This is a genomic window from Streptomyces shenzhenensis, from assembly GCF_021462265.1.
Lineage (GTDB): Bacteria > Actinomycetota > Actinomycetes > Streptomycetales > Streptomycetaceae > Streptomyces > Streptomyces shenzhenensis.
Window position 1 is genome coordinate 21,994 of record NZ_JAJONF010000031.1, and the last position, 18,527, is coordinate 40,520.

18 protein-coding genes and 1 riboswitch are annotated in these 18,527 nt (G+C 70.0%); of the genes, 10 read left to right on the plus strand and 8 right to left on the minus strand.

What is annotated here, in order from left to right; genetic code table 11:
• Positions 1 to 152: 152 nt before the first annotated feature.
• Positions 153 to 470: a trypco2 family protein gene (locus tag LQ326_RS31720; protein WP_234542493.1), complete on the plus strand. Its 318-nt coding sequence runs from the start codon at positions 153 to 155 to the stop codon at positions 468 to 470.
• 1 nt (position 471) lies between these two features.
• Positions 472 to 3,276 carry a trypsin-like peptidase domain-containing protein gene (locus tag LQ326_RS31725; protein ID WP_234542494.1) on the plus strand — a complete coding sequence of 935 codons (2,805 nt, stop codon included), beginning with the start codon at positions 472 to 474 and terminating at the stop codon, positions 3,274 to 3,276.
• A gap of 93 nt (positions 3,277 to 3,369) precedes the next feature.
• Here the strand turns inward: LQ326_RS31725 and LQ326_RS31730 are convergent, their stop codons facing one another.
• From LQ326_RS31730 to LQ326_RS31740, 3 genes are all read right to left on the minus strand, one after another.
• Positions 3,370 to 4,245, minus strand: a complete 876-nt coding sequence (locus LQ326_RS31730; protein WP_234542495.1) for an acyl-CoA thioester hydrolase/BAAT C-terminal domain-containing protein — start codon at positions 4,243 to 4,245, stop codon at positions 3,370 to 3,372.
• Positions 4,246 to 4,253: 8 nt separating this feature from the next.
• Positions 4,254 to 4,691 carry a GNAT family N-acetyltransferase gene (locus LQ326_RS31735; RefSeq protein ID WP_234542496.1) on the minus strand — a complete coding sequence of 146 codons (438 nt, stop codon included), beginning with the start codon at positions 4,689 to 4,691 and terminating at the stop codon, positions 4,254 to 4,256.
• A gap of 62 nt (positions 4,692 to 4,753) precedes the next feature.
• Entirely contained in the window at positions 4,754 to 5,152 is a 399-nt protein-coding gene (locus LQ326_RS31740; protein ID WP_234542497.1) for a hypothetical protein, read from the minus strand.
• A gap of 112 nt (positions 5,153 to 5,264) precedes the next feature.
• Between LQ326_RS31740 and LQ326_RS31745 the strand changes: the two genes are divergently transcribed.
• The 6 genes from LQ326_RS31745 to LQ326_RS31770 all read left to right on the plus strand — a co-directional run bounded on the left by LQ326_RS31745 (position 5,265) and on the right by LQ326_RS31770 (position 9,687).
• Positions 5,265 to 6,104, plus strand: coding sequence for a helix-turn-helix domain-containing protein (locus tag LQ326_RS31745; RefSeq protein ID WP_234542498.1), 840 nt, complete (start codon positions 5,265 to 5,267; stop codon positions 6,102 to 6,104).
• Positions 6,088 to 6,300, plus strand: a complete 213-nt coding sequence (locus LQ326_RS31750) for a DUF397 domain-containing protein (protein ID WP_234542499.1) — start codon at positions 6,088 to 6,090, stop codon at positions 6,298 to 6,300. Before LQ326_RS31745 ends, LQ326_RS31750 begins: the two co-directional genes overlap by 17 nt.
• Before the next feature lie 278 nt (positions 6,301 to 6,578).
• Entirely contained in the window at positions 6,579 to 7,406 is an 828-nt protein-coding gene (locus LQ326_RS31755) for a hypothetical protein (RefSeq protein ID WP_234542500.1), read from the plus strand.
• A gap of 59 nt (positions 7,407 to 7,465) precedes the next feature.
• Entirely contained in the window at positions 7,466 to 8,137 is a 672-nt protein-coding gene (locus LQ326_RS31760) for a Uma2 family endonuclease (RefSeq protein ID WP_234542501.1), read from the plus strand.
• A 43-nt stretch (positions 8,138 to 8,180) separates the two neighbouring features.
• Entirely contained in the window at positions 8,181 to 8,759 is a 579-nt protein-coding gene (locus tag LQ326_RS31765; protein WP_234542502.1) for a hypothetical protein, read from the plus strand.
• Between the two features lie 22 nt (positions 8,760 to 8,781).
• Positions 8,782 to 9,687: a bifunctional helix-turn-helix transcriptional regulator/GNAT family N-acetyltransferase gene (locus tag LQ326_RS31770; protein WP_234542503.1), complete on the plus strand. Its 906-nt coding sequence runs from the start codon at positions 8,782 to 8,784 to the stop codon at positions 9,685 to 9,687.
• Between the two features lie 247 nt (positions 9,688 to 9,934).
• Here the strand turns inward: LQ326_RS31770 and LQ326_RS31775 are convergent, their stop codons facing one another.
• The 5 genes from LQ326_RS31775 to thrC all read right to left on the minus strand — a co-directional run bounded on the left by LQ326_RS31775 (position 9,935) and on the right by thrC (position 15,591).
• The gene (locus tag LQ326_RS31775; protein WP_234542504.1) at positions 9,935 to 11,062 is read right to left on the minus strand and encodes an NADH:flavin oxidoreductase; all 1,128 of its coding nucleotides are present in this window, start codon (positions 11,060 to 11,062) and stop codon (positions 9,935 to 9,937) included.
• A 223-nt stretch (positions 11,063 to 11,285) separates the two neighbouring features.
• Positions 11,286 to 12,908: a chaperonin GroEL gene (groL, locus tag LQ326_RS31780; protein WP_234542505.1), complete on the minus strand. Its 1,623-nt coding sequence runs from the start codon at positions 12,906 to 12,908 to the stop codon at positions 11,286 to 11,288.
• A 404-nt stretch (positions 12,909 to 13,312) separates the two neighbouring features.
• Positions 13,313 to 13,519 (minus strand): cold-shock protein, encoded by a 207-nt coding sequence (locus LQ326_RS31785; RefSeq protein ID WP_019057200.1) that lies wholly within the window; start codon positions 13,517 to 13,519, stop codon positions 13,313 to 13,315.
• A 468-nt stretch (positions 13,520 to 13,987) separates the two neighbouring features.
• Positions 13,988 to 14,263 (minus strand): MoaD/ThiS family protein, encoded by a 276-nt coding sequence (locus LQ326_RS31790; RefSeq protein ID WP_234542506.1) that lies wholly within the window; start codon positions 14,261 to 14,263, stop codon positions 13,988 to 13,990.
• A 44-nt stretch (positions 14,264 to 14,307) separates the two neighbouring features.
• Positions 14,308 to 15,591, minus strand: coding sequence for a threonine synthase (gene thrC / locus LQ326_RS31795; RefSeq protein ID WP_234542507.1), 1,284 nt, complete (start codon positions 15,589 to 15,591; stop codon positions 14,308 to 14,310).
• Positions 15,592 to 15,609: 18 nt separating this feature from the next.
• Positions 15,610 to 15,771: riboswitch (SAM riboswitch) on the minus strand.
• A 157-nt stretch (positions 15,772 to 15,928) separates the two neighbouring features.
• On the opposite strand from thrC, the gene LQ326_RS31800 reads away from it, so the two are divergent.
• Together LQ326_RS31800 and LQ326_RS31805 are read left to right on the plus strand one after the other, a co-directional pair.
• Positions 15,929 to 16,873, plus strand: a complete 945-nt coding sequence (locus tag LQ326_RS31800; RefSeq protein WP_234542508.1) for a glucosyl-3-phosphoglycerate synthase — start codon at positions 15,929 to 15,931, stop codon at positions 16,871 to 16,873.
• A gap of 94 nt (positions 16,874 to 16,967) precedes the next feature.
• Positions 16,968 to 18,395, plus strand: a complete 1,428-nt coding sequence (locus LQ326_RS31805) for an alpha,alpha-trehalose-phosphate synthase (UDP-forming) (protein WP_234542509.1) — start codon at positions 16,968 to 16,970, stop codon at positions 18,393 to 18,395.
• The last annotated feature ends 132 nt before the right edge of the window (positions 18,396 to 18,527 follow it).

An 18,527-nucleotide genomic window follows, 5' to 3' on the forward strand; every position in this document is an offset into this window, starting at 1 on the left:
CGTCGGCGCCGTGCCCGGCGCCGTCCCAACAGCCCCTTGCCACGTCGCAGTTCACAGGACCGTCAGCGATATCGCGGGAAGCTCAGGCTGTTCTCAGTCACGGTCGCGGGTTGGCACACTGCTCTCTACGGGTCCGCGATCAGGGGGAGTGCATGACGAACATCGGGTTGGCGGCAGCCATCGAGGAACTGCGTCAGGAGCTGTACGAGGCCCAGGACCGGGGCGCCCGGGAGCAGTTCGCCTTCGAGATCCAGGAGGCCCAGCTGGAGTTGCTGCTGGAGTTGCGGGACGACGTCAACGGCGACGGGAGGCTGCGGTTCGGGGTGGCGACCGCGGGCGCGGGCGCCGGTCACTCGACGGCCCGGTCGCACAAGTTGACGCTGAAGCTGCAGGTCAAGGACCGGGCGGCCGGCGGCAGCAACCCCGAGATCAGCGGAGAGCGGTCCGGTTCCTGGGACGAAGAAGGCTGAGTTGGACCGCCGACGGCTCGCCCTGGTCCGGGGCGGGGAAGAAGGGGAGTTCCGGCGGATCGGCAGTGGGTATCTGGTCGCACCGCGTCTGGTGCTCACGGCCCGGCATGTCGCCGAGAAGGAACATGGACAGTCCTGGCCTCGTATCGACGTGCGGGTGGGGCACCCTCAGGACGGTACGCGGCGCTGTGCGGCGCGGGTCTGCTGGACCCACCCCGACCGTCGTGACGTGGCGTTGCTCCTGCTCGACGACTTAATCGACGTACCCGGCGAGGTGCGCTGGGGCGCTCCGGTCGGCAACGACCCGCTTCCGTACGACGCTCTCGGCTTCCCGTCGGCGACGGCGAAGAACGGGCAGTACACCGTCGAGCACCTGCGGGGAGAACTGCCGGTGCTGAGCGGAGGCGTCGGCGAGCGGGACCTGTACGTCCTTGATCAGGGGCCCGCGCCGGGCGGTGCGAAGGCGTGGGCGGGAGCCTCGGGCAGCGCGGTCTTCTGCCGGGATCATCTCGTCGGGGTCGTCGTCCACGACGACGAGGCGTTCGAGAACCGGCGGCTGCACGCGTGTCCAGCTCGGTCGTTCGTCGAGGATCCCGGATTCACGGGCCTGTTGGAGAGGCACGGGGTCGGGCGTCCTTGGCTGAGCCCCGTCGGCACGGACCTGGAACGGTATCTGCGTGCCGCCCGGCTCGGCGCCACCGAACACCCGTACCCCGGCGTCGTCCCCGGCGTCATGCCGCCGCTGTCCCATGTCTACGTGCGCCAGCAGGTCGTACGCCAGGAGGCGCTGTCCACCATGGCCCCGTCGCGGCCCGCCGACGAGGTCCTCACCGGTGAGGCGACCTGCGTGGTGGTCGGCGGACCAGGCGTCGGCAAGTCGAGTCTGCTGCGCACCCGTCTCGCTCACGGTGCCGCCCAATGGCTCGACGGCCCGGACGCGAGAGGCCGCGCGCCGGTCCTGGTACCCGCGGCCGCTCTGCAGGGTGCGCTCCTCAGCAGAGCACTCGTCGAGGCCGTCAACGCCCAGCTCCGCCAGTACGGCCTGACGGCACCCCTGCCCGACACCTTCTTCGAAAACCGTCCGGGCCCGGGGCGCGACTGGCTGGTGCTGGTCGACGGTCTCGACGAGATCACGGACCCCGCCGGCCGGAAGGACGTCCTCAGGACCGTGGCCCACGCCGGTGACCAGTACGTGTTCGTCGTGACCACCCGCCCCGTGCCCGAGGCCGAACCCGGCGTCCTCGGCCCCCAGGTCCCGCGCTACGAGCTGGAGCCGTTCCGGCCGGACGAGTTGGAGCGCGTCGCGAGCGGGTGGTTCAGCGCTCTCGGCATCCCCGAACCCGATCACGGCGCACGGCAGTTCCTCACGGCCCTGGACACCGCCGGGCTGACGGAACTCGCCCGGGTCCCGCTGACGATGTCCATGCTCTGCCAACTCCGGGCCGGGGCTCCCGGAGACCCGCTCCCCCGTGGGCGCGGCGGGATCTACCAGGACTTCGTCGAGTTGCTGCACGACCGCCAATACGCGGCAGGCGCCGTGGCACAGGCCCGCGCCGTGATGAGGCAGTACGGCTCCGACGCGGAGGCCGCGGCGGAGCGGACCGTCCAGGGCCTCCCGGACATGCTGGCCGACCTCGCCCACCGTCTGCTCCTCGCACAGCACGGGGACCGGCCCGCCCTCGACGTCGTGCGGGACCACCCGTGCGCCGAACGGCCCAGGGCGGTACCGGAGAGGCACTGGCGGGATTTCCTGGAGTCGGTCGTGTCCGGTACCGGACTGCTGACCCGACGCTCGAACGACCTCGCCTTCACGCACCAGACGTTCGTGGAGTACTTCGCCGCCCGCCATGTCGTCGACGACGAGGCGAGGCTCCGTGCCGTCTTCCGGAAGACCTATGTCCGTCCGGCCCGGTACGTCCCGGGCAGCGAGCTGCCGCCGGGAGTCAAGCCACGGCTGTGGTTGAGCAGGTACTGGAAGCCGCCTCGGAACGACCCGTACGACGGATTCCTCCTCGACATGACGCCGGAAGACCACCCCCTCAGAAAGGAGTTCCTGGGCAGGATGGCCTCGCGGCGTGCGGGCCTGGACGGCTTCGAGTTCCTGAACAAGCAGGTGAGACTGGGAACCTCACTGCCCGAGGACGTCATCGAGACCACCGTACGTCTGCTTCACGAGTGCGCCCGTGACCGGTCGCTGGACGGATACCAACGCGTGATCGCCGCCCTGATGCTGACCGAGACGGGCGATGCGGACGGCGTGGCGCTCACCCGGGAATTCGCCCACGACAAGACCTTGGACGGCCTCAGTCGCGCGCTGGCGGCAACCGAGCTCGGCAATCTCGGGCTGGCCGAGGCCGCCGGGCTCCTCCGTCATGTCGCCCAGGACACGAGCCTGGACATGTACGACCGCGCGGCCGCGGAGCTCACGGCGTTCAGACTCGACCCACCGCGCGACCGGATGGCAACGGCGCTGAAGCTGGCCGAAAGCGATACGGAGACCGCCGGTTTCCTCCTGCTCGACATCGCGCAGGACATCAGGGTGGACTCCCCCCACCGGAAGAAGGCAGCGGAGGAACTGACAGAGCTCCGTCCCGGCGGCACCGCCGGACTGCTCGAAAGGCTCGCCCTCGACTCCACGATGGACGGCTTCAGCCGCCTGTGGGCCGCCGAGAGGCTCCTTCGGGACGACCCACAGCGAGCGCGAACGGTACTTCACGACCTCCGCGACGACACCACCGTCGCTCCGAGCCTGCGTACCCGGGCCGCTGTGATGCTCCTGAAGACGCACGCCCCCGACCCGGAATGACGGCACGACCACCCTCAGCAGGTCAGACGCCGAGCCCCGGCGGCACGGCGACGGGAGGTGATTCCTCCCCGGCGTGAACGCCGTCGGCCGGTTTCAGCGGTCGTCGGCCCCTCCGCCGCCGAGCGCGTCGAGGATGTGCGGCCACGCCGCCCTGCCGAGGAGTGTGTCCGCCTCAGGAGTTCCCCCGTACTTGAAGCGCGGGGACGCCGGTGCGGAGCTCTCACCAGGAAGGCGTGGCCGGTGGCCGGCGTCGTGGCGAGCGACAAGACGCACGGCTGCCCCGACCGCCCGCCGGCGTTGTGCCAACTGCTCTGCGAAGGGAAGCGACGGCCACATCGCATCGTCGCCGCCCGCTACCAACAGGAGGTCCGCTCTGGCTGTGTCCACGAGGATTTCCGCCGGCGGAAGCGAGTGGGCGAAGGTCCGCTCACTCAGTTCGTACCATCCCCGGATGGCGACGGGACCGGCGTCCGGTTCCGCGGGAACCCAGGAATCGTCCATCGGCACAAAGGGCAGCGGTCGTTCTCGCCAGGTCCAGGACGAGCGATACGGGTGGTGCGCTCCGTCGTGTCCCGGGCCGACGTTGCACCAGACTCGCGACGTGGGCGACAGCGCGACGGCCACGTCCACGCGTGTGTCGTGCACAGCCGTGAGCAGGGCCGCTTCAGCACCCTTGGAGACGCCGAGAATTCCGATGCGTCGCGCTCCGCCCAGCCGGAGGAAGTCGACGGCGGCGGTGAAGGTCTCCAGGGGAACTTCGCAAATCCCCGGCGGCTGCCCGGGCCCGCCGAACCAGCGGATCGCCAGGGCCGCGAAGCCCTGCTGAGCGAGGATGCGCGCCCGCTCACGCTCGATGCGCCCACTGGATCCCGCCAGGACCAGAACGCCCACCTCACTCCCGCGAGCCGGAGCGATCAGAACACCTTCCCAGGGATGGGTCAGCTCGCGCTCGGTGATGTCCGTCGGCACGGCTCCGCTCACCGTGGCAGGACATAGCGGTAGACCCGGGAATCCCTCGCCTCGAAACCGAGGCGCTCGTACAGCCGGTTCGCCGCCTGCCTCGACGGACGCGAGGTGAGGTCCACGGTTCGAGCGCCCGCCGCCTCCGCCAGCCGCAGAGCCTCCTCGGTCAGAGCACCCCCGACACCGTGCCCCCGCGCGGCCTCGTCCACCACCACGTCCTCGATGCGGGCCCGCAGACCGGAAGGCAAGGGAAACATGACCAACGTCAGCATCCCGACCACTTCGCCGTCGACCCGGGCCACCAGCAGCGTATTCGCATCGCTGCTGAGCAGAGCCTGCACGACCCCGCGATCCAGGGGCCTGGCCCTGCTCGAAAGCTGAGGCAGCAGGCGTGCCAGTGCCTCAACCGACTCGCCGTCCGCTTCCCGGACGACCGCTACCTCAACGCTCATGGTAACGACACTACAGACCGGGCCACCTCTCACTGCGGCGCTCGGGCAGGGGTTCCGAGGCGTCAGCAGGGCAGCCGCCCAGCCGTGTTGACCTGCCGCACCTGAGCCCGCAGCACCTCCTCCGACGGGGCCGGCTCCAGCGACCCCGCCGGGCAGTCCCACTCCCGGCCCCCGGCCACGGGCCGCACCTGCACCCGTCCGCCGACATGCCCCCTGACCTCGCCGATCCGCCCGTCCCGTACGTCCGTCACATACGCCCCGACGGGCGGCCGTTCCCCCCGCACCACCGAGGCAAGCCGCTCCGCGACCCGCACATTGCACCGCCCCAGTTCGACCAGGGCGAACGGCTCGTCGCTCGCGCCGGTCACCGGGTCGACACAGAGCGACGGCAGCACGACGCCGACGCCCTTCAGGGCCGCCCGCAACGTCTCCACGACTTCCTCGGTGGGTCGCCACACCATTCCGCACCTCCACGCTGGGTTTCCGATTCACCACACAGCGTGTCGGTCATGCTCCTAACCTGGCTAGATACGGCCTCCCAACAACCCCGCCTGTTCGGACAGGAGCGTGCACATGGCAGAGCCGCGGAACCTGGACCCGTCGTCATCGCCGCGAGCCATGCTGGGCGCGGAGTTACGGCACCTGCGCGAGCGGAGAGAGCTGAGCCAGGCGGAGTTGGGCCAGCGGCTGTTCGTGAGCGGGTCGTTCATCGGGCAGTTGGAGGCAGGCACCCGGCGGATGCTGCCGGACATCGCGCGCATGCTGGACGAAGCACTGGAGACGGACGGCTTCTTCAAGCGGAACTGCAAGGCGGCGGCCAAGTCGAAGTATCCGGAGCACTTCGCGGAGGTTGCGGAGGCCGAGGCACTGGCCACGGTGATCAGGCAGTACACGCCACAGCTGATCCCCGGACTGCTCCAGATCCCCGCGTACGTACGGGCCGTGAACCGCGCGCACGACCCGACGATTCCGGCGGAGACCGTCGAGGAGTGGGTGGAAGACCGGATGGCGCGGGGCCGCCTGCTGGACCACCCGACAAGGCCGGTGTTGTGGGCGGTGCTTGACGAGGCGGCGTTGCGCCGGCAGGTCGGCGGCCGGGCGGTGATGGCCGAGACGTTGCACCACATCGCCGGTCTGATGCGTCGCGGTCGGGTCATCGTGCAGGTACTGCCGTTCCGTGCGGGCGCGCACTCAGCGATGGGGGGCGCCCTCAAGCTGATGGAGTTCGAGGATGCCCCTCCGCTGGTCTACTTCGAGGGGGCGCGCACCGGGCGGCTGGAAGACGACCCGGCCACCGTCACCCGACTGAAGTTCGTGTTCGATCTGCTCGTGGCCTCGGCTCTCTCGCAGGAGAAGTCCCCGGCCTTGATTGGGGAGTTGGCGCAGGATTATGCCCATGAGGAACATCCCTGACGACGACCTGAGCACGGCCGTGTGGCACAAGTCGAGCTACAGCGCCGGTGGCAACGACGACTGCCTCGAAGTCACCCACGGCTTCCCCGCACTCGTCCCCGTCCGCGACTCCAAGACCCCCCGCGGCCCGAAGCTCGTGTTCCGGACGGAGGCGTGGTCGGCCTTCGTCGAAAACCTCAAGGACCACGGCGCCTGAGCCGACTTGAGCCTCGGGCGCCCAGCCCCGAGCCCCTTTTTCAAGGAATGGTGGGAGGGCCTCAACCCACCCTCCCACCCGGCGCGTTGACTTGACGCGTTCGGTTTGCCACGCACAGTCACGATCGTCTAGCGTGCCCGCATACCGAACGAAACAGCCCCCGCCAGGCGCTACCAACACCTGCGGGGGCTTGACCAACGAGATCGGAACAAGCGATCCCTATGGCTGACAGCCAGTTTAGTGCTGCCCTCCCGCCCACTCACGCCACCCCTCACCCCATGGCCAACCCGGGGTATGGAAAGCGGTCCGCGCCGGACCAACACCGCCGCTCCGCGCACGACTTCGCCCACCTCCCACCTCGCGAAGCCGCCATCGCCGCGTACGTCGACCGGCTCCCCGACGGCGCCGACATCTCCGTGAAGACGCTGGCCAAGCAGCTTCCTTATGGGCAGTGCGCCCTCCGCACCGCCCTCAACAACCTTCAGCGGGCGGGACACTTGCGGCGGGGCCGGGAACATCTGGCCGACTCGGGGAGCCGTCGCTGGATCACCCGATCGTGGTGGTCCCGTACCGCACGCGACGATGACTGGTGGGCGGCGTTCACGCGAGGCGCCGTACCGGAGCCGGAGCAGCCACCCGACCGGGCCCGCCCCAGCCGCTCCCGCGCCCACATCCTGCTGGCCGCCCTCGGCCGCACCGCCCCGGTCCTCTCCCTCTCCCAGGCCGACTGCGCCGCCCTCGCCCCGCTGCTGACGGAGTGGTTCGCGCGGGGCGCCAGCGACGAGTACGCCGTCCAGGCCCTGACCAGTGGCCTGCCCTTCCCCGTCCACCACCCGGCCGCCCTGCTCCGCAAACGCCTCACCGACAAGCTTCCGCCGCCCGAGCCGGTGCTGCCCGCTGCCCGCCCGCCGCTGCGGATCCTGGAGTGCGCGAAGTGCGGGGCACCGGGCCGCCCGGAGGCGCTGCCGGGCGGCATCTGCGGCGCGTGCCGGGACGAACGCGCCCCCGGCTGCCACAACACGCCCCTGTCGCCTTCCGAGGTCCGGTCCCGCGTCGCCGAGATCCGTGGCGCGATGAACGCACGACGAGAGAGGACACCCGCATGACGGCTCCTACGGTCCGCCGACGCCGCCCCGGGGCACGATGGAGGGGAGGAGGCAATGTCATGACCCCTGGTACCGCTGAACGCCCGCAGATGACCGTCGAGGACTTCGAGGAACTCGCCGGTGTGACCCCGGCGGGCGTGCGACTCGAATTCGTCGACGGAAAGGTCCGCACGAAGGATCCCCTCAGCGTCGAGGACTTCGAGGCACTGGAACGGCGGGCGCCGGAAACCGTCCGGCTTGAGTACATCAACGGAAAACTAGAGGTCAAGGCGATGCCGGACGGCAATCACCGTTCGATCTACCTGTGGCTGGTACGCCAGTTCCTCCTCCACCGTCCCGACCTCGATCTCGCACCCGAGTCCGGAGTCAAGGCCGAGGCGTACCGCAACGGACGCGCCCGCACCGATGCGGCACTCGCACCTGTGGACCACTTCGTCGGCGATGGTGAGTGGTCCGAGTCGGACGGCATCCTGATGGCCCTGGAGATCACATCCCGGGACAGTGACACCAATCAACGCGACAGAATCGACAAGCCCGTCGGCTACGCGGAAGCGAACATCCCCGTCTACCTCCTCATCGACCGCGACAACTGCACAGTTGTCGTGCACAGCGAGCCCAAGGACGGCCGCTACCGCCAGACGCTCTCGCATCCCTGGGGCGCCACCGTCGAACTTCCGCCGCCTGTGAGCGTCACTCTCGACACCGAGCCACTCAAGAAATACGCGTACTGACCTCCACAGGGCGTTGTCAGCGCCGTGTGCCACCCTGGTCCCCATGAACCACTCCCAGCTCACCGCCCTGGGCCGGGCCCTTCGTCTGCTCGGTGAGCACGGGGAGGCCCTGACCGGCGACACGCCCGACGCCAAGCTGCACGAGGTCAAGGACGACCTGCGGCGCGCCCTCGACCTGCTGGAGGAGAGCGTCAGCGCGGCCGCGCCCACCACCCGGTGTGCCGAGCATCCGCAGGGGCCCGTGGACGAGAGCGCCCCGGATCTGTGCCTGCTGTGCGAGACGCGGCGGCGGGCGGCGCGCAGGTCCGAGTACGGGGGCGGGCCCCGGCCGTCCGCGCCGGGAGAGGCCGCCGGGCCCTCCATGTCCCGGTACGGCGTGCGCGCCGACCGGCCGCAGCCCCAGCAGCGCTGGCTGCCGGAGGCCTGGAACGGCCGGGAGTGGGAGCTGTGCGGCACCCCCCGGCGCGACCGGCGCGAGGCCGAGCTGTACCTCGCCGCCCAGCGGCGCGGATCCCGGCCGGCGATGGCCTACCGACTGGTCCACGAGTTCACCGACTACGAGGTGCTCCGGGTGTGGGGCACCCCGATGCACGTGGACATCGAGCCCCTAGGCAATCTCTGACTTCTCTGACTAAGGTCAGAGAATGGATGTGGCACAGATCGAGCAGGTACGGCGGTTCAACCGCACCGTCACCGCACGCGTCGGCGTGCTCCACGACCGCTACCTGGGCCGTGACCGGCCGATCGGCGAGGCCCGGCTGCTCTGGGAGATCGGCGAGCGGGGCGATGACGTGCGACGGCTGCGTGAGCGGCTCGGACTCGACTCCGGATACGTCAGCCGGCTACTGCGCTCCCTGGAGGGCGACGGCCTGGTGGCGGTGGAGCCGCACCCCGAGGACCGGCGGGTGCGCACCGTGCGGCTGACCGAGAAGGGCCGGGCGGAGCGCGCCCTGCTCGACGACCGCAGCGACGACCTGGCCGGATCCCTCCTCCAGCCGCTCAACGCGACCCAGCGCGCCCGGCTGGTCGCGGCCATGGCCGAGGTCGAGTTGCTGCTGACCGCCGGCACGGTCACCCTCGACGTCGTCGACCCCGACCACCCCGATGCCCGGCACTGCCTGCTGGCCTATTTCGCCGAACTGCAGGAGCGCTTCGACACCGGCTTCGACCCCGAGCGCAGCCTGCTGCCCGACGCGGGTGAACTGCGGCCGCCGCGCGGCCTGTTCCTGGTCGCCCGGCTGCACGGCGAACCCGTCGGCTGCGCCGGGGTGAAGCTGCCGTCCGGGGCTCCGGCGGAGATCAAGCGCATGTGGGTCGCCCCGCGGGCCCGCAGGCTCGGCCTCGCCCGCCGGTTCCTGACCGAACTGGAGGCACGGGCCGCCCGGCAGGGCTACGACACCCTGCGCCTGGACACCAACAAGACGCTCAGCGCCGCGATCAGCCTCTACCACTCCTTCGGCTTCCAGGAGGTCCCCGCCTTCAACGACGAGCCCTACGCCCACCACTGGTTCGAGAAGCCGATCACCACGCCCACGGCCGAGCGGCGGTGACGGGCTGACCAGAACCGGCCCTCATACCTCTCCTGGCCGCCGTCGGTGGCTGGTGCTGGGGGAGGTACGCGGGCATGGAGGCCGACGCCGGGGCCTACGGCGCCCTGGTCTTCGGCCTGCTGTCCCTGCCCGTGCAGGGTGTGGCCGCGCTGGTCATGAGCATCGCCGGCTGGCTGTGACCGGTCGTACGGCCGCCCTCGGGTTCCCCGGCCGCGTCGCCGGGTGACCCGAGGGCGGACGGGCGGGGTCAGCTCAGGGTCTTGAGCGCCGCCCCGTCGAACGGCTTCAGTTCGTCGGCGCGGCCGGCGAGCACCTTCTCCGCCCACTGGGGGTCCTGGAGCAGGGCGCGGCCGACGGCGACCATGTCGTACTCCCCGCGCTCCAGGCTGTCGAGGAGGTCGTCGATGCCCTTGGTCGCGGCGCCCTCACCCGCGAAGGCCCTGAAGAACTCCCCGTCCAGGCCGACCGAGCCGACGGTGATGGCGGGCCTGCCGGTGAGCTTCTTGGTCCAGCCGGCCAGGTTCAGGTCGGAGCCCTCGAACTCGGGGAGCCAGTAGCGGCGCGTGGAGGCGTGGAAGACGTCGACGCCGGCGGCGGCCAGCGGGGTGAGGATCGCCTCCAGCTCCTCGGGGGTCTCGGCGAGGCGGGCGTCGTAGTTCTCGGACTTCCACTGCGAGTAGCGGAAGATGACCGGGAACTGCGGGGACACCGACTCGCGTACGGCCGCCACGATCTCCGCGGCGAACTTCGTGCGGGCGACCGGGTCGCCGCCGTACGCGTCGGTGCGGCGGTTGGTGCCCGCCCACAGGAACTGGTCGATCAGGTAGCCGTGGGCGCCGTGCAGCTCGACGCCGTCGAAGCCGATGCGCTCGGCGGCGGCCGCGGCCTCGGCGAACGCGCGGATGACGTCGTCCAGGTCCTGCCGGGTCATCGCCCTGCCCTCGCCCTCGGTGCCGTCCAGGCGGATGCCGGAGGGGCCGACGGCGGGGGCGTCCGGGTACGGCGGCTGGCCCTCCTTGCGGACCATGCCGATGTGCCAGAGCTGCGGGACGATCGTGCCGCCGGCCGCGTGCACACCCTCGGCGACCTTCGCCCAGCCCGCCAGCTGCTCCTCGCCGTGGAACCGCGGGACACGGCTGCTGCCTCCGGCCGAGTCGTGGCCGACGTACGTCCCCTCGGTGACGATCAGACCGACACCCGCGGCGGCCCGGCGGGAGTAGTACGAGACCACGTCCGCACCGGGGATGCCGCCGGGGCTGAACTGGCGCGTCATCGGGGCCATCACGATCCGGTTGGGGACCGTGAGCCCGTTCAGCGCGATGGGACGGGAGAGGATCTCGGCCGCGCGGGAGGCGGGAGGCGTGGAGAGGGTCACGTGGGGGGGCTCCTCGTGAATAGGTGTGCCTAGGTCGTATACCGGGTGGTATGTGCACACGCATCGAGTGCACGTACGTGCACAACGACCAGCCCCGGGTACGCATTCCCGGCCCCCCGCGGCTGCCGTGTGACCCCGGACACGGTACGACGAAGGGCGGCACCCCCTGTCGAACAGGGAGTGCCGCCCTCGGTACTGCGTCGGAACCGCCGAGCCGTCAGGCTCAGAAGTCCATGTCACCGCCCGGCATGCCGCCCGGAGCGGCCGCGGCGGCCTTCTCCGGCTTGTCGGCGATGACGGCCTCGGTGGTGAGGAACAGCGCGGCGATGGAGGCGGCGTTCTGCAGCGCGGAACGGGTCACCTTCGCCGGGTCGATGATGCCCTCGGCGATCAGGTCGACGTACTCACCGGTCGCGGCGTTGAGGCCGTGACCCGGGGTGAGGTTGCGGACCTTCTCCACCACGACGCCGCCCTCGAGGCCGGCGTTCACGGCGATCTGCTTCAGCGGGGCCTCGAGGGCGAGCTTCACGGCCTGCGCGCCGGTCGCCTCGTCACCCTCCAGCTCCAGCTTCTCGAAGACCGAGGAGGCCTGCAGCAGGGCCACGCCACCACCGGCGACGATGCCCTCCTCGACGGCCGCCTTGGCGTTGCGCACGGCGTCCTCGATGCGGTGCTTGCGCTCCTTGAGCTCGACCTCGGTCGCGGCACCGGCCTTGATGACGGCGACGCCACCGGCGAGCTTGGCCAGGCGCTCCTGGAGCTTCTCGCGGTCGTAGTCCGAGTCGGACTGCTCGATCTCGGCGCGGATCTGGTTGACCCGGCCCTGGACCTGCTCGGTGGAGCCGGCGCCGTCGACGATGGTGGTCTCGTCCTTGGTGATGACCACCTTGCGGGCGCGGCCCAGCAGGTCGAGGGTCGTGTTCTCCAGCTTGAGACCGACCTCCTCGGAGATGACCTCGCCACCGGTGAGGATGGCGATGTCGTTCAGCATCGCCTTGCGGCGGTCGCCGAAGCCCGGGGCCTTGACGGCGACGGACTTGAAGGTGCCGCGGATCTTGTTGACGACCAGGGTCGACAGGGCCTCGCCCTCGACGTCCTCGGCGATGATCAGCAGCGGCTTGCCCGACTGCATGACCTTCTCCAGGAGCGGGAGCAGGTCCTTGACGGAGCCGATCTTCGAGTTGGCGATCAGGATGTACGGGTCGTCGAGGGACGCCTCCATACGCTCCATGTCGGTGGCGAAGTACGCCGAGATGTAGCCCTTGTCGAAGCGCATACCCTCGGTGAGCTCCAGCTCCAGACCGAAGGTCTGGGACTCCTCGACGGTGATGACGCCTTCCTTGCCGACCTTGTCCATGGCCTCGGCGATGAGCTCGCCGATCTGGGTGTCGGCGGCGGAGATGGAGGCCGTGGAGGCGATCTGCTCCTTGGTCTCGACATCCTTCGCCTGCTCCAGCAGGGCACCGGAGACCGCCTCGACGGCCTTCTCGATACCGCGCTTCAGGGCCATCGGGTTGGCACCGGCGGCCACGTTGCGCAGGCCCTCGCGGACCAGGGCCTGGGCGAGCACGGTCGCGGTGGTCGTACCGTCACCGGCGACGTCGTCCGTCTTCTTGGCGACTTCCTTGACCAGCTCGGCGCCGATCTTCTCGTACGGGTCCTCCAGCTCGATCTCCTTGGCGATGGACACACCATCGTTGGTGATCGTGGGGGCGCCCCACTTCTTCTCAAGGACGACGTTGCGGCCCTTGGGGCCGAGGGTGACCTTGACGGCGTCGGCGAGCTGGTTCATACCGCGCTCAAGGCCGCGCCGCGCCTCCTCGTCGAACGCGATGATCTTGGCCATGTGAAGTGGTCCCTCCAGGACTGGGGGTGAGTCTTCCGGACCGCGCCCGCGCCCGCGACGGACGGCTCGCCGACCCGTGGGTTCCTTGCCCCACCCGGTCTGCGGGCCTCACCGACCCGGTCCTTCTTTGTCACTCTCACCTTCAGAGTGCTAACGCCAATGATTAGCACTCGGCATGCCCGAGTGCAAGGCGCGCCCGCGAACCGGGCCCGTTGCGGGGTGGCGGCCGGGTGGCGGGCGGGAGCGAACGCCTCCCGCGGTCCGGCGGACCTCCGGGCGCGCCGGAGCCGCCCCGACGGGCCGGCTCCGGCGCGTCCCGGGCATGTTGAAGGGCTCGCACCCGGGGGTGCGAGCCCTTCAACGGAAGAACAGAAGAACGTCGCTGCAGTCAGTCGGCGCGTGCTTCAGCTGGTCGCGAGCCGGACCATGTCCGCCTGCGGCCCCTTCTGGCCCTGCGAGATCTCGAAATCGACCCGCTGACCCTCTTCCAGGGTGCGGTAGCCGTCCATCTGAATCGCGCTGTAGTGGACGAAAACATCCGCACCACCGTCGACCGCGATGAAGCCGTACCCCTTCTCCGCGTTGAACCACTTGACGGTGCCCTGAGCCATGCCTAACTCCCCTATTACTGGCCCTTGCACAGATCCACACTTCGCGGATCCGGGTCAGACCTCACCCCCCATTGGTTGGGGGCGTGCGCCGGAACGCGTCGACCGCGGCTGAATGTATCTGTCCAACTGCCGTCTGCAACAGGTCAATCGGACGAGAATTCTGGACGGAAGGGGTCCGGAATGTAGCGAGAATTCGGCCGAATTCAGGGCAAGTCGGGCCCCATAAAGGCCACAAAAGCCGCATATAACTCGCACACTTTGGCTACTTCTTGGCGGGCCTGCGGTATCGAATACGGGGCCCCCGCCCTGGAGATCGGGGCCGTGTTCCCCAACTCTACCGCGCTCAACCACACAGAATTGCCCCCTCCGCTTCTCTCACGGAGGGGGCAATCAGTTGAACACTCGGTGACGGCTGTTACCGAAGGTAATGTTCGGTCATTCGATCAGCCTGTCAAGCGGGTGGGCAGGTCAGCCGCCGGCGACGGCCGGGATGATGGAGACGCCGGCCCCGTCCGGGGTGACGGTCTCCAGGCCCTGCTCGAACCGCACGTCGTCGTCGTTGACGTACACGTTGACGAACCGGCGCAGCTTGCCCTGGTCGTCGAGAACGCGCGCCGAGATCCCGGTGTGGTTCTTCTCCAGATCGGAGATGACCTCACCGAGGGTGGTCCCTTCGGCGGTGACCTCGGCCTGGCCGCCCGTGTAGGTGCGCAGGATGGTGGGGATGCGAACGGTGACGCTCACGTTTTTACCTCCGGTCTGGGGCAACGCCCTATTTCTCAGGGGACTCAGGCGAGCCCGGCCTCACGGAAAGACTCCAGATTCGGGCGGATGGTGGCGGTGAGCCCGGTTCCCGCAACCGCGTCCAGCGTCTTCAGTCCATCACCGGTGTTGAGTACAACGACCGACTTCGCCGGATCAATCAACCCATTCTCGATGAGCTTTTTGGTGACTCCAACCGTCACCCCGCCGGCGGTTTCCGCGAAGATTCCCTCGGTCCGCGCGAGCAGCTTGATGGCGTCGACGACCTGCTCGTCGGTGACGTCCTCGACGGCACCGCCGGTGCGGCGCGCGATGTCGAGGACGTACGGGCCGTCGGCCGGGTTGCCGATGGCGAGGGACTTGGCGATGGTGTTCGGCTTCTGCGGCCGCACCACGTCGTGGCCCGCCTTGTAGGCCACCGACACCGGCGAGCACCCCTCGGCCTGCGCACCGAAGATCTTGTACGGCCTGTCCTCGACGAGTCCGAGCTTGATCAGCTCCTGCAGCCCCTTGTCGATCTTCGTGAGCTGCGAGCCGGACGCGATCGGGATGACCAGCTGGTCCGGGATCCGCCAGCCGAGCTGCTCGCAGATCTCGTACGCCAGGGTCTTGGAGCCCTCCGCGTAGTACGGCCGCAGGTTGACGTTGACGAAGCCCCAGCTCTCGCCGGCCGAGTCGCCGATCAGCTCGGAGCAGAAACGGTTCACGTCGTCGTAGTTGCCCTCGATGCCGACGAGCTCGCCGCCGTAGATCGCGGCCATGACGACCTTGCCCTGCTCCAGGTCGTGCGGGATGAACACACACGAGCGCAGGCCGGCCCGGGCGGCGGCGGCACCGACCGCGCCGGCCAGGTTGCCGGTGGAGGAGCAGGAGAGGGTGGTGTAGCCGAAGGCGCGGGCGGCCTCCACGGCCTGGGCGACGACGCGGTCCTTGAAGGAGTGCGTCGGGTTGCCGGAGTCGTCCTTCACGTACAGCCCGCCGGTCACCCCGAGCTCACGGGCCAGGTTGTCGGCCTTGACGAGCTTGGTCCAGCCCGGGTTCATGTTCGGCTTGGTCGCCACGTCCGCGGGGACGGGCAGCAGCGGCGCGTAGCGCCAGATGTTCGCGGGACCCGCCTCGATCCGCTTGCGGAGCTCCTCGGTGTCGTAGGCCGAGAAGTCGTACGCGATCTCCAGCGGGCCGAAACACTCCTCGCAGGCGAACACCGGGCCGAGCGGAACCCGGTGACCGCACTCGCGGCAGCTGAGGGCAGCGGCGGGACCGAGGTCGACGGCGGAATCCGTGGTGCTTGCAACAGTCTGCACAGCCATGTGAGGCGAGGCCCTTTCTCCTCATCTTCCTCACGACGCATCTCGTCGTGAGACGGATTTGGCACCTTCCCTAGCCGGGAGCCTCGCGAGCGATCGACACTGATCGGCGATCTACGAGTACCGACTGGAGGGTTGCCGGGGCTTCATCGGGCCGTATCCCTCTGCCCCTCTGGATGAGCTGTATGCGGTTGTCAACGCCGGGTGACCCCAGGACATGCGATGGTCATCGGCGTTGTTCAAGACTGTAACCGAAGGCCAGGACAGTTGAGAGAGTCGTCCGTACCGCGAGATGGATCACACGTCGTCGTGTGGCCGTGACAGTGAGGAGCCGCTGACCGTGCTGGAAGAAGTCGAGCGCTGGCTGGCCACCCGCTCCTGGTCCGTGACCGATCGCCCGCTGCACAAGGTGATGGCCGCCAAGCGGTCCGCCGGGCAGACGGTCAGCGTCGTGCTGCCCGCGCTCAACGAGGAGGAGACCGTCGGCGACATCGTCGCGATCATCCGTCACGACCTCATGCAGCAGGTGCCGCTCGTCGACGAGATCGTGGTCGTCGACTCCGGCTCCACCGACCGCACGGCGGCCGTCGCCGCGGCGGCCGGCGCCCGTGTCGTGCACCGCGACGCGATCCTGCCCCGCCTCCCCGCCGTCCCCGGCAAGGGCGAGGTCCTCTGGCGCTCCCTCCTGGTCACCACCGGGGACGTCGTCTGCTTCGTCGACGCCGACCTGCGGGACTTCTCCTCCGACTTCGTCACCGGGATCGTCGGCCCGCTGCTGACCGACCCGGACGTGGACCTGGTCAAGGCGATGTACGACCGCCCGCTCGGCGGCGCCGCCGGGCAGGGCGGCCGGGTCACCGAACTGATGGCCCGCCCGCTGCTGAACATGCACTGGCCCCAGCTGGCCGGTTTCGTCCAGCCGCTGGGCGGCGAGTACGCGGCCCGCCGCTCCCTGCTGGAACAGCTCCCCTTCCCGGTCGGCTACGGCGTGGAGCTGGGCATGTTGGTCGACGCCCTGCACCTGGTGGGGCTCGACGCGCTGGCGCAGGTCGACGTGGGCGTCCGCAAGCACCGCCACCAGGATGGCCAGGCCCTCGGCCGGATGTCCGCCGCGATCTACCGCACCGCCCAGCTGCGGCTCGCCCGCGGCCACCTCATCCGCCCCTCCCTCACCCAGTTCGAACGAGGCGAGGACGGCTTCGAACCGCGCACCTACTCCGTGGACACGGAGGAACGGCCGCCGATGGTGGAGATCACGGAGTACGCCGAGCGCCGGGTGGCGTGACTTCGCCGTGCGGCCGTATACGGCGGCGCGTCGGGCGGGCCCGTACGTTTGAGCGTTTACGGGCCGGGCTAGGTTCAGGCCTATGGCTTCTCCCATGGCTTCCCCCGGCGGTGCCGAAGTGCTGGTCGCCTCGAACCGCGGCCCGGTCTCGTACGAGCTGCGCCCAGACGGATCCCTGCACGCCAGACGGGGCGGCGGCGGGCTGGTGTCGGGGCTGTCGGCCATCGGGCCGGACGCGAACGCGGTGTGGGTGTGCGCTGCGCTGGGCGACGGCGACCGGGAGGCGGTGCGGCGGGCCGAGGGCGGCCGGCTGCCGGCCGGCGACACCGGCGGGCAGCGGGTCCGGATGCTCGACATCGACGCGGACGTGTTCTCCGACGCGTACAACGGCGTCGCGAACTCGGTGCTGTGGTTCGTCCACCACATGCTCTACCAGACCCCGCTGGAGCCCGTCTTCGACGCGGAGTTCCGGCGGCAGTGGGCTTCGTACCAGGCCTACAACCGCGCCTTCGCCGAGGCGCTGGCGCAGGAGGCGGGCGAGGGCGCGGTGGTGGTCATCCAGGACTACCACCTGGCCCTGGCCCCGCGGATGCTGCGCCGGCTGCGCCCGGACCTCCGCATCGGCCACTTCTCCCACACCCCCTGGGCGCCGCCGGACTACTTCCGGCTCCTGCCCGACGACATCGCGGCGGAGCTGCTGAGCGGGATCCTGGGCGCCGACCACGCGGCGTTCCTGACGCGGCGCTGGGCGGACGCGTTCGTCGCCTGCTGTCACGCGGTGCTGGGGCCGGGGATCCCCTCCTCGGGAAAGACCCGGATCGGGGTGCACGGGCTGGGAGCCGACGCGGACTTCCTGCGCGGGCGGGCGCACGAGCCGGACGTCGACGAGCGGATGCGGGCGCTGCGCGCGGAGATCGGCGGCGAGGGCCGCAAGACCATCGTCCGCGTCGACCGGACGGAGCTGTCGAAGAACATCGTGCGGGGGCTGCTGGCCTACCGGCAGCTGCTCGACGACCACCCCGAGTGGCGTGAGCGGGTGGTGCATGTCGCGTTCGCGTATCCGTCGCGGCAGGACCTCGCCGTCTACCGGGACTACACGGCCGAGGTGCGGCGGGTGGCGGACGAGATCAACGCGGCGTACGGGACGGCGGGCTGGACGCCGGTGGTGCTGCACGTGAAGGACGACTTCGCCCGGTCGCTGGCGGCCTACCGGCTGGCCGACGTGGCACTGGTGAACCCGATCCGCGACGGCATGAACCTCGTGGCGAAGGAGATCCCGGTGGTCTCGGACGAGGGGTGCGTGCTGGTGCTGTCGCGGGAGGCGGGGGCGTACGAGGAGCTGGGCGAGGACGCGGTCGTCGTGAACCCGTACGACATCGGGGGGACGGCCGATGCGTTGGCGCGGGCGCTGGCCATGCCGGTGGAGGAGCGGGCGGAGCGCTGCAAGAGGCTGGCCGAGGCGGCTACGGCGTTGCCTCCGGCGCGGTGGTTTCTTGAGCAGTTGGGGGCGTTGGGCGGGTGATGTTCGGCTCCCGCCGCCCCTAGCCGTCCCGTCCTCCAGGGGGCTGCGCCCCCTTCGGCCCCCCCATCGGTGGGAATGGAACTGCGGGCCGGTGGGGGCTGGTCGCGCAGTTCCCCGCGCCCCTTCGGGGCG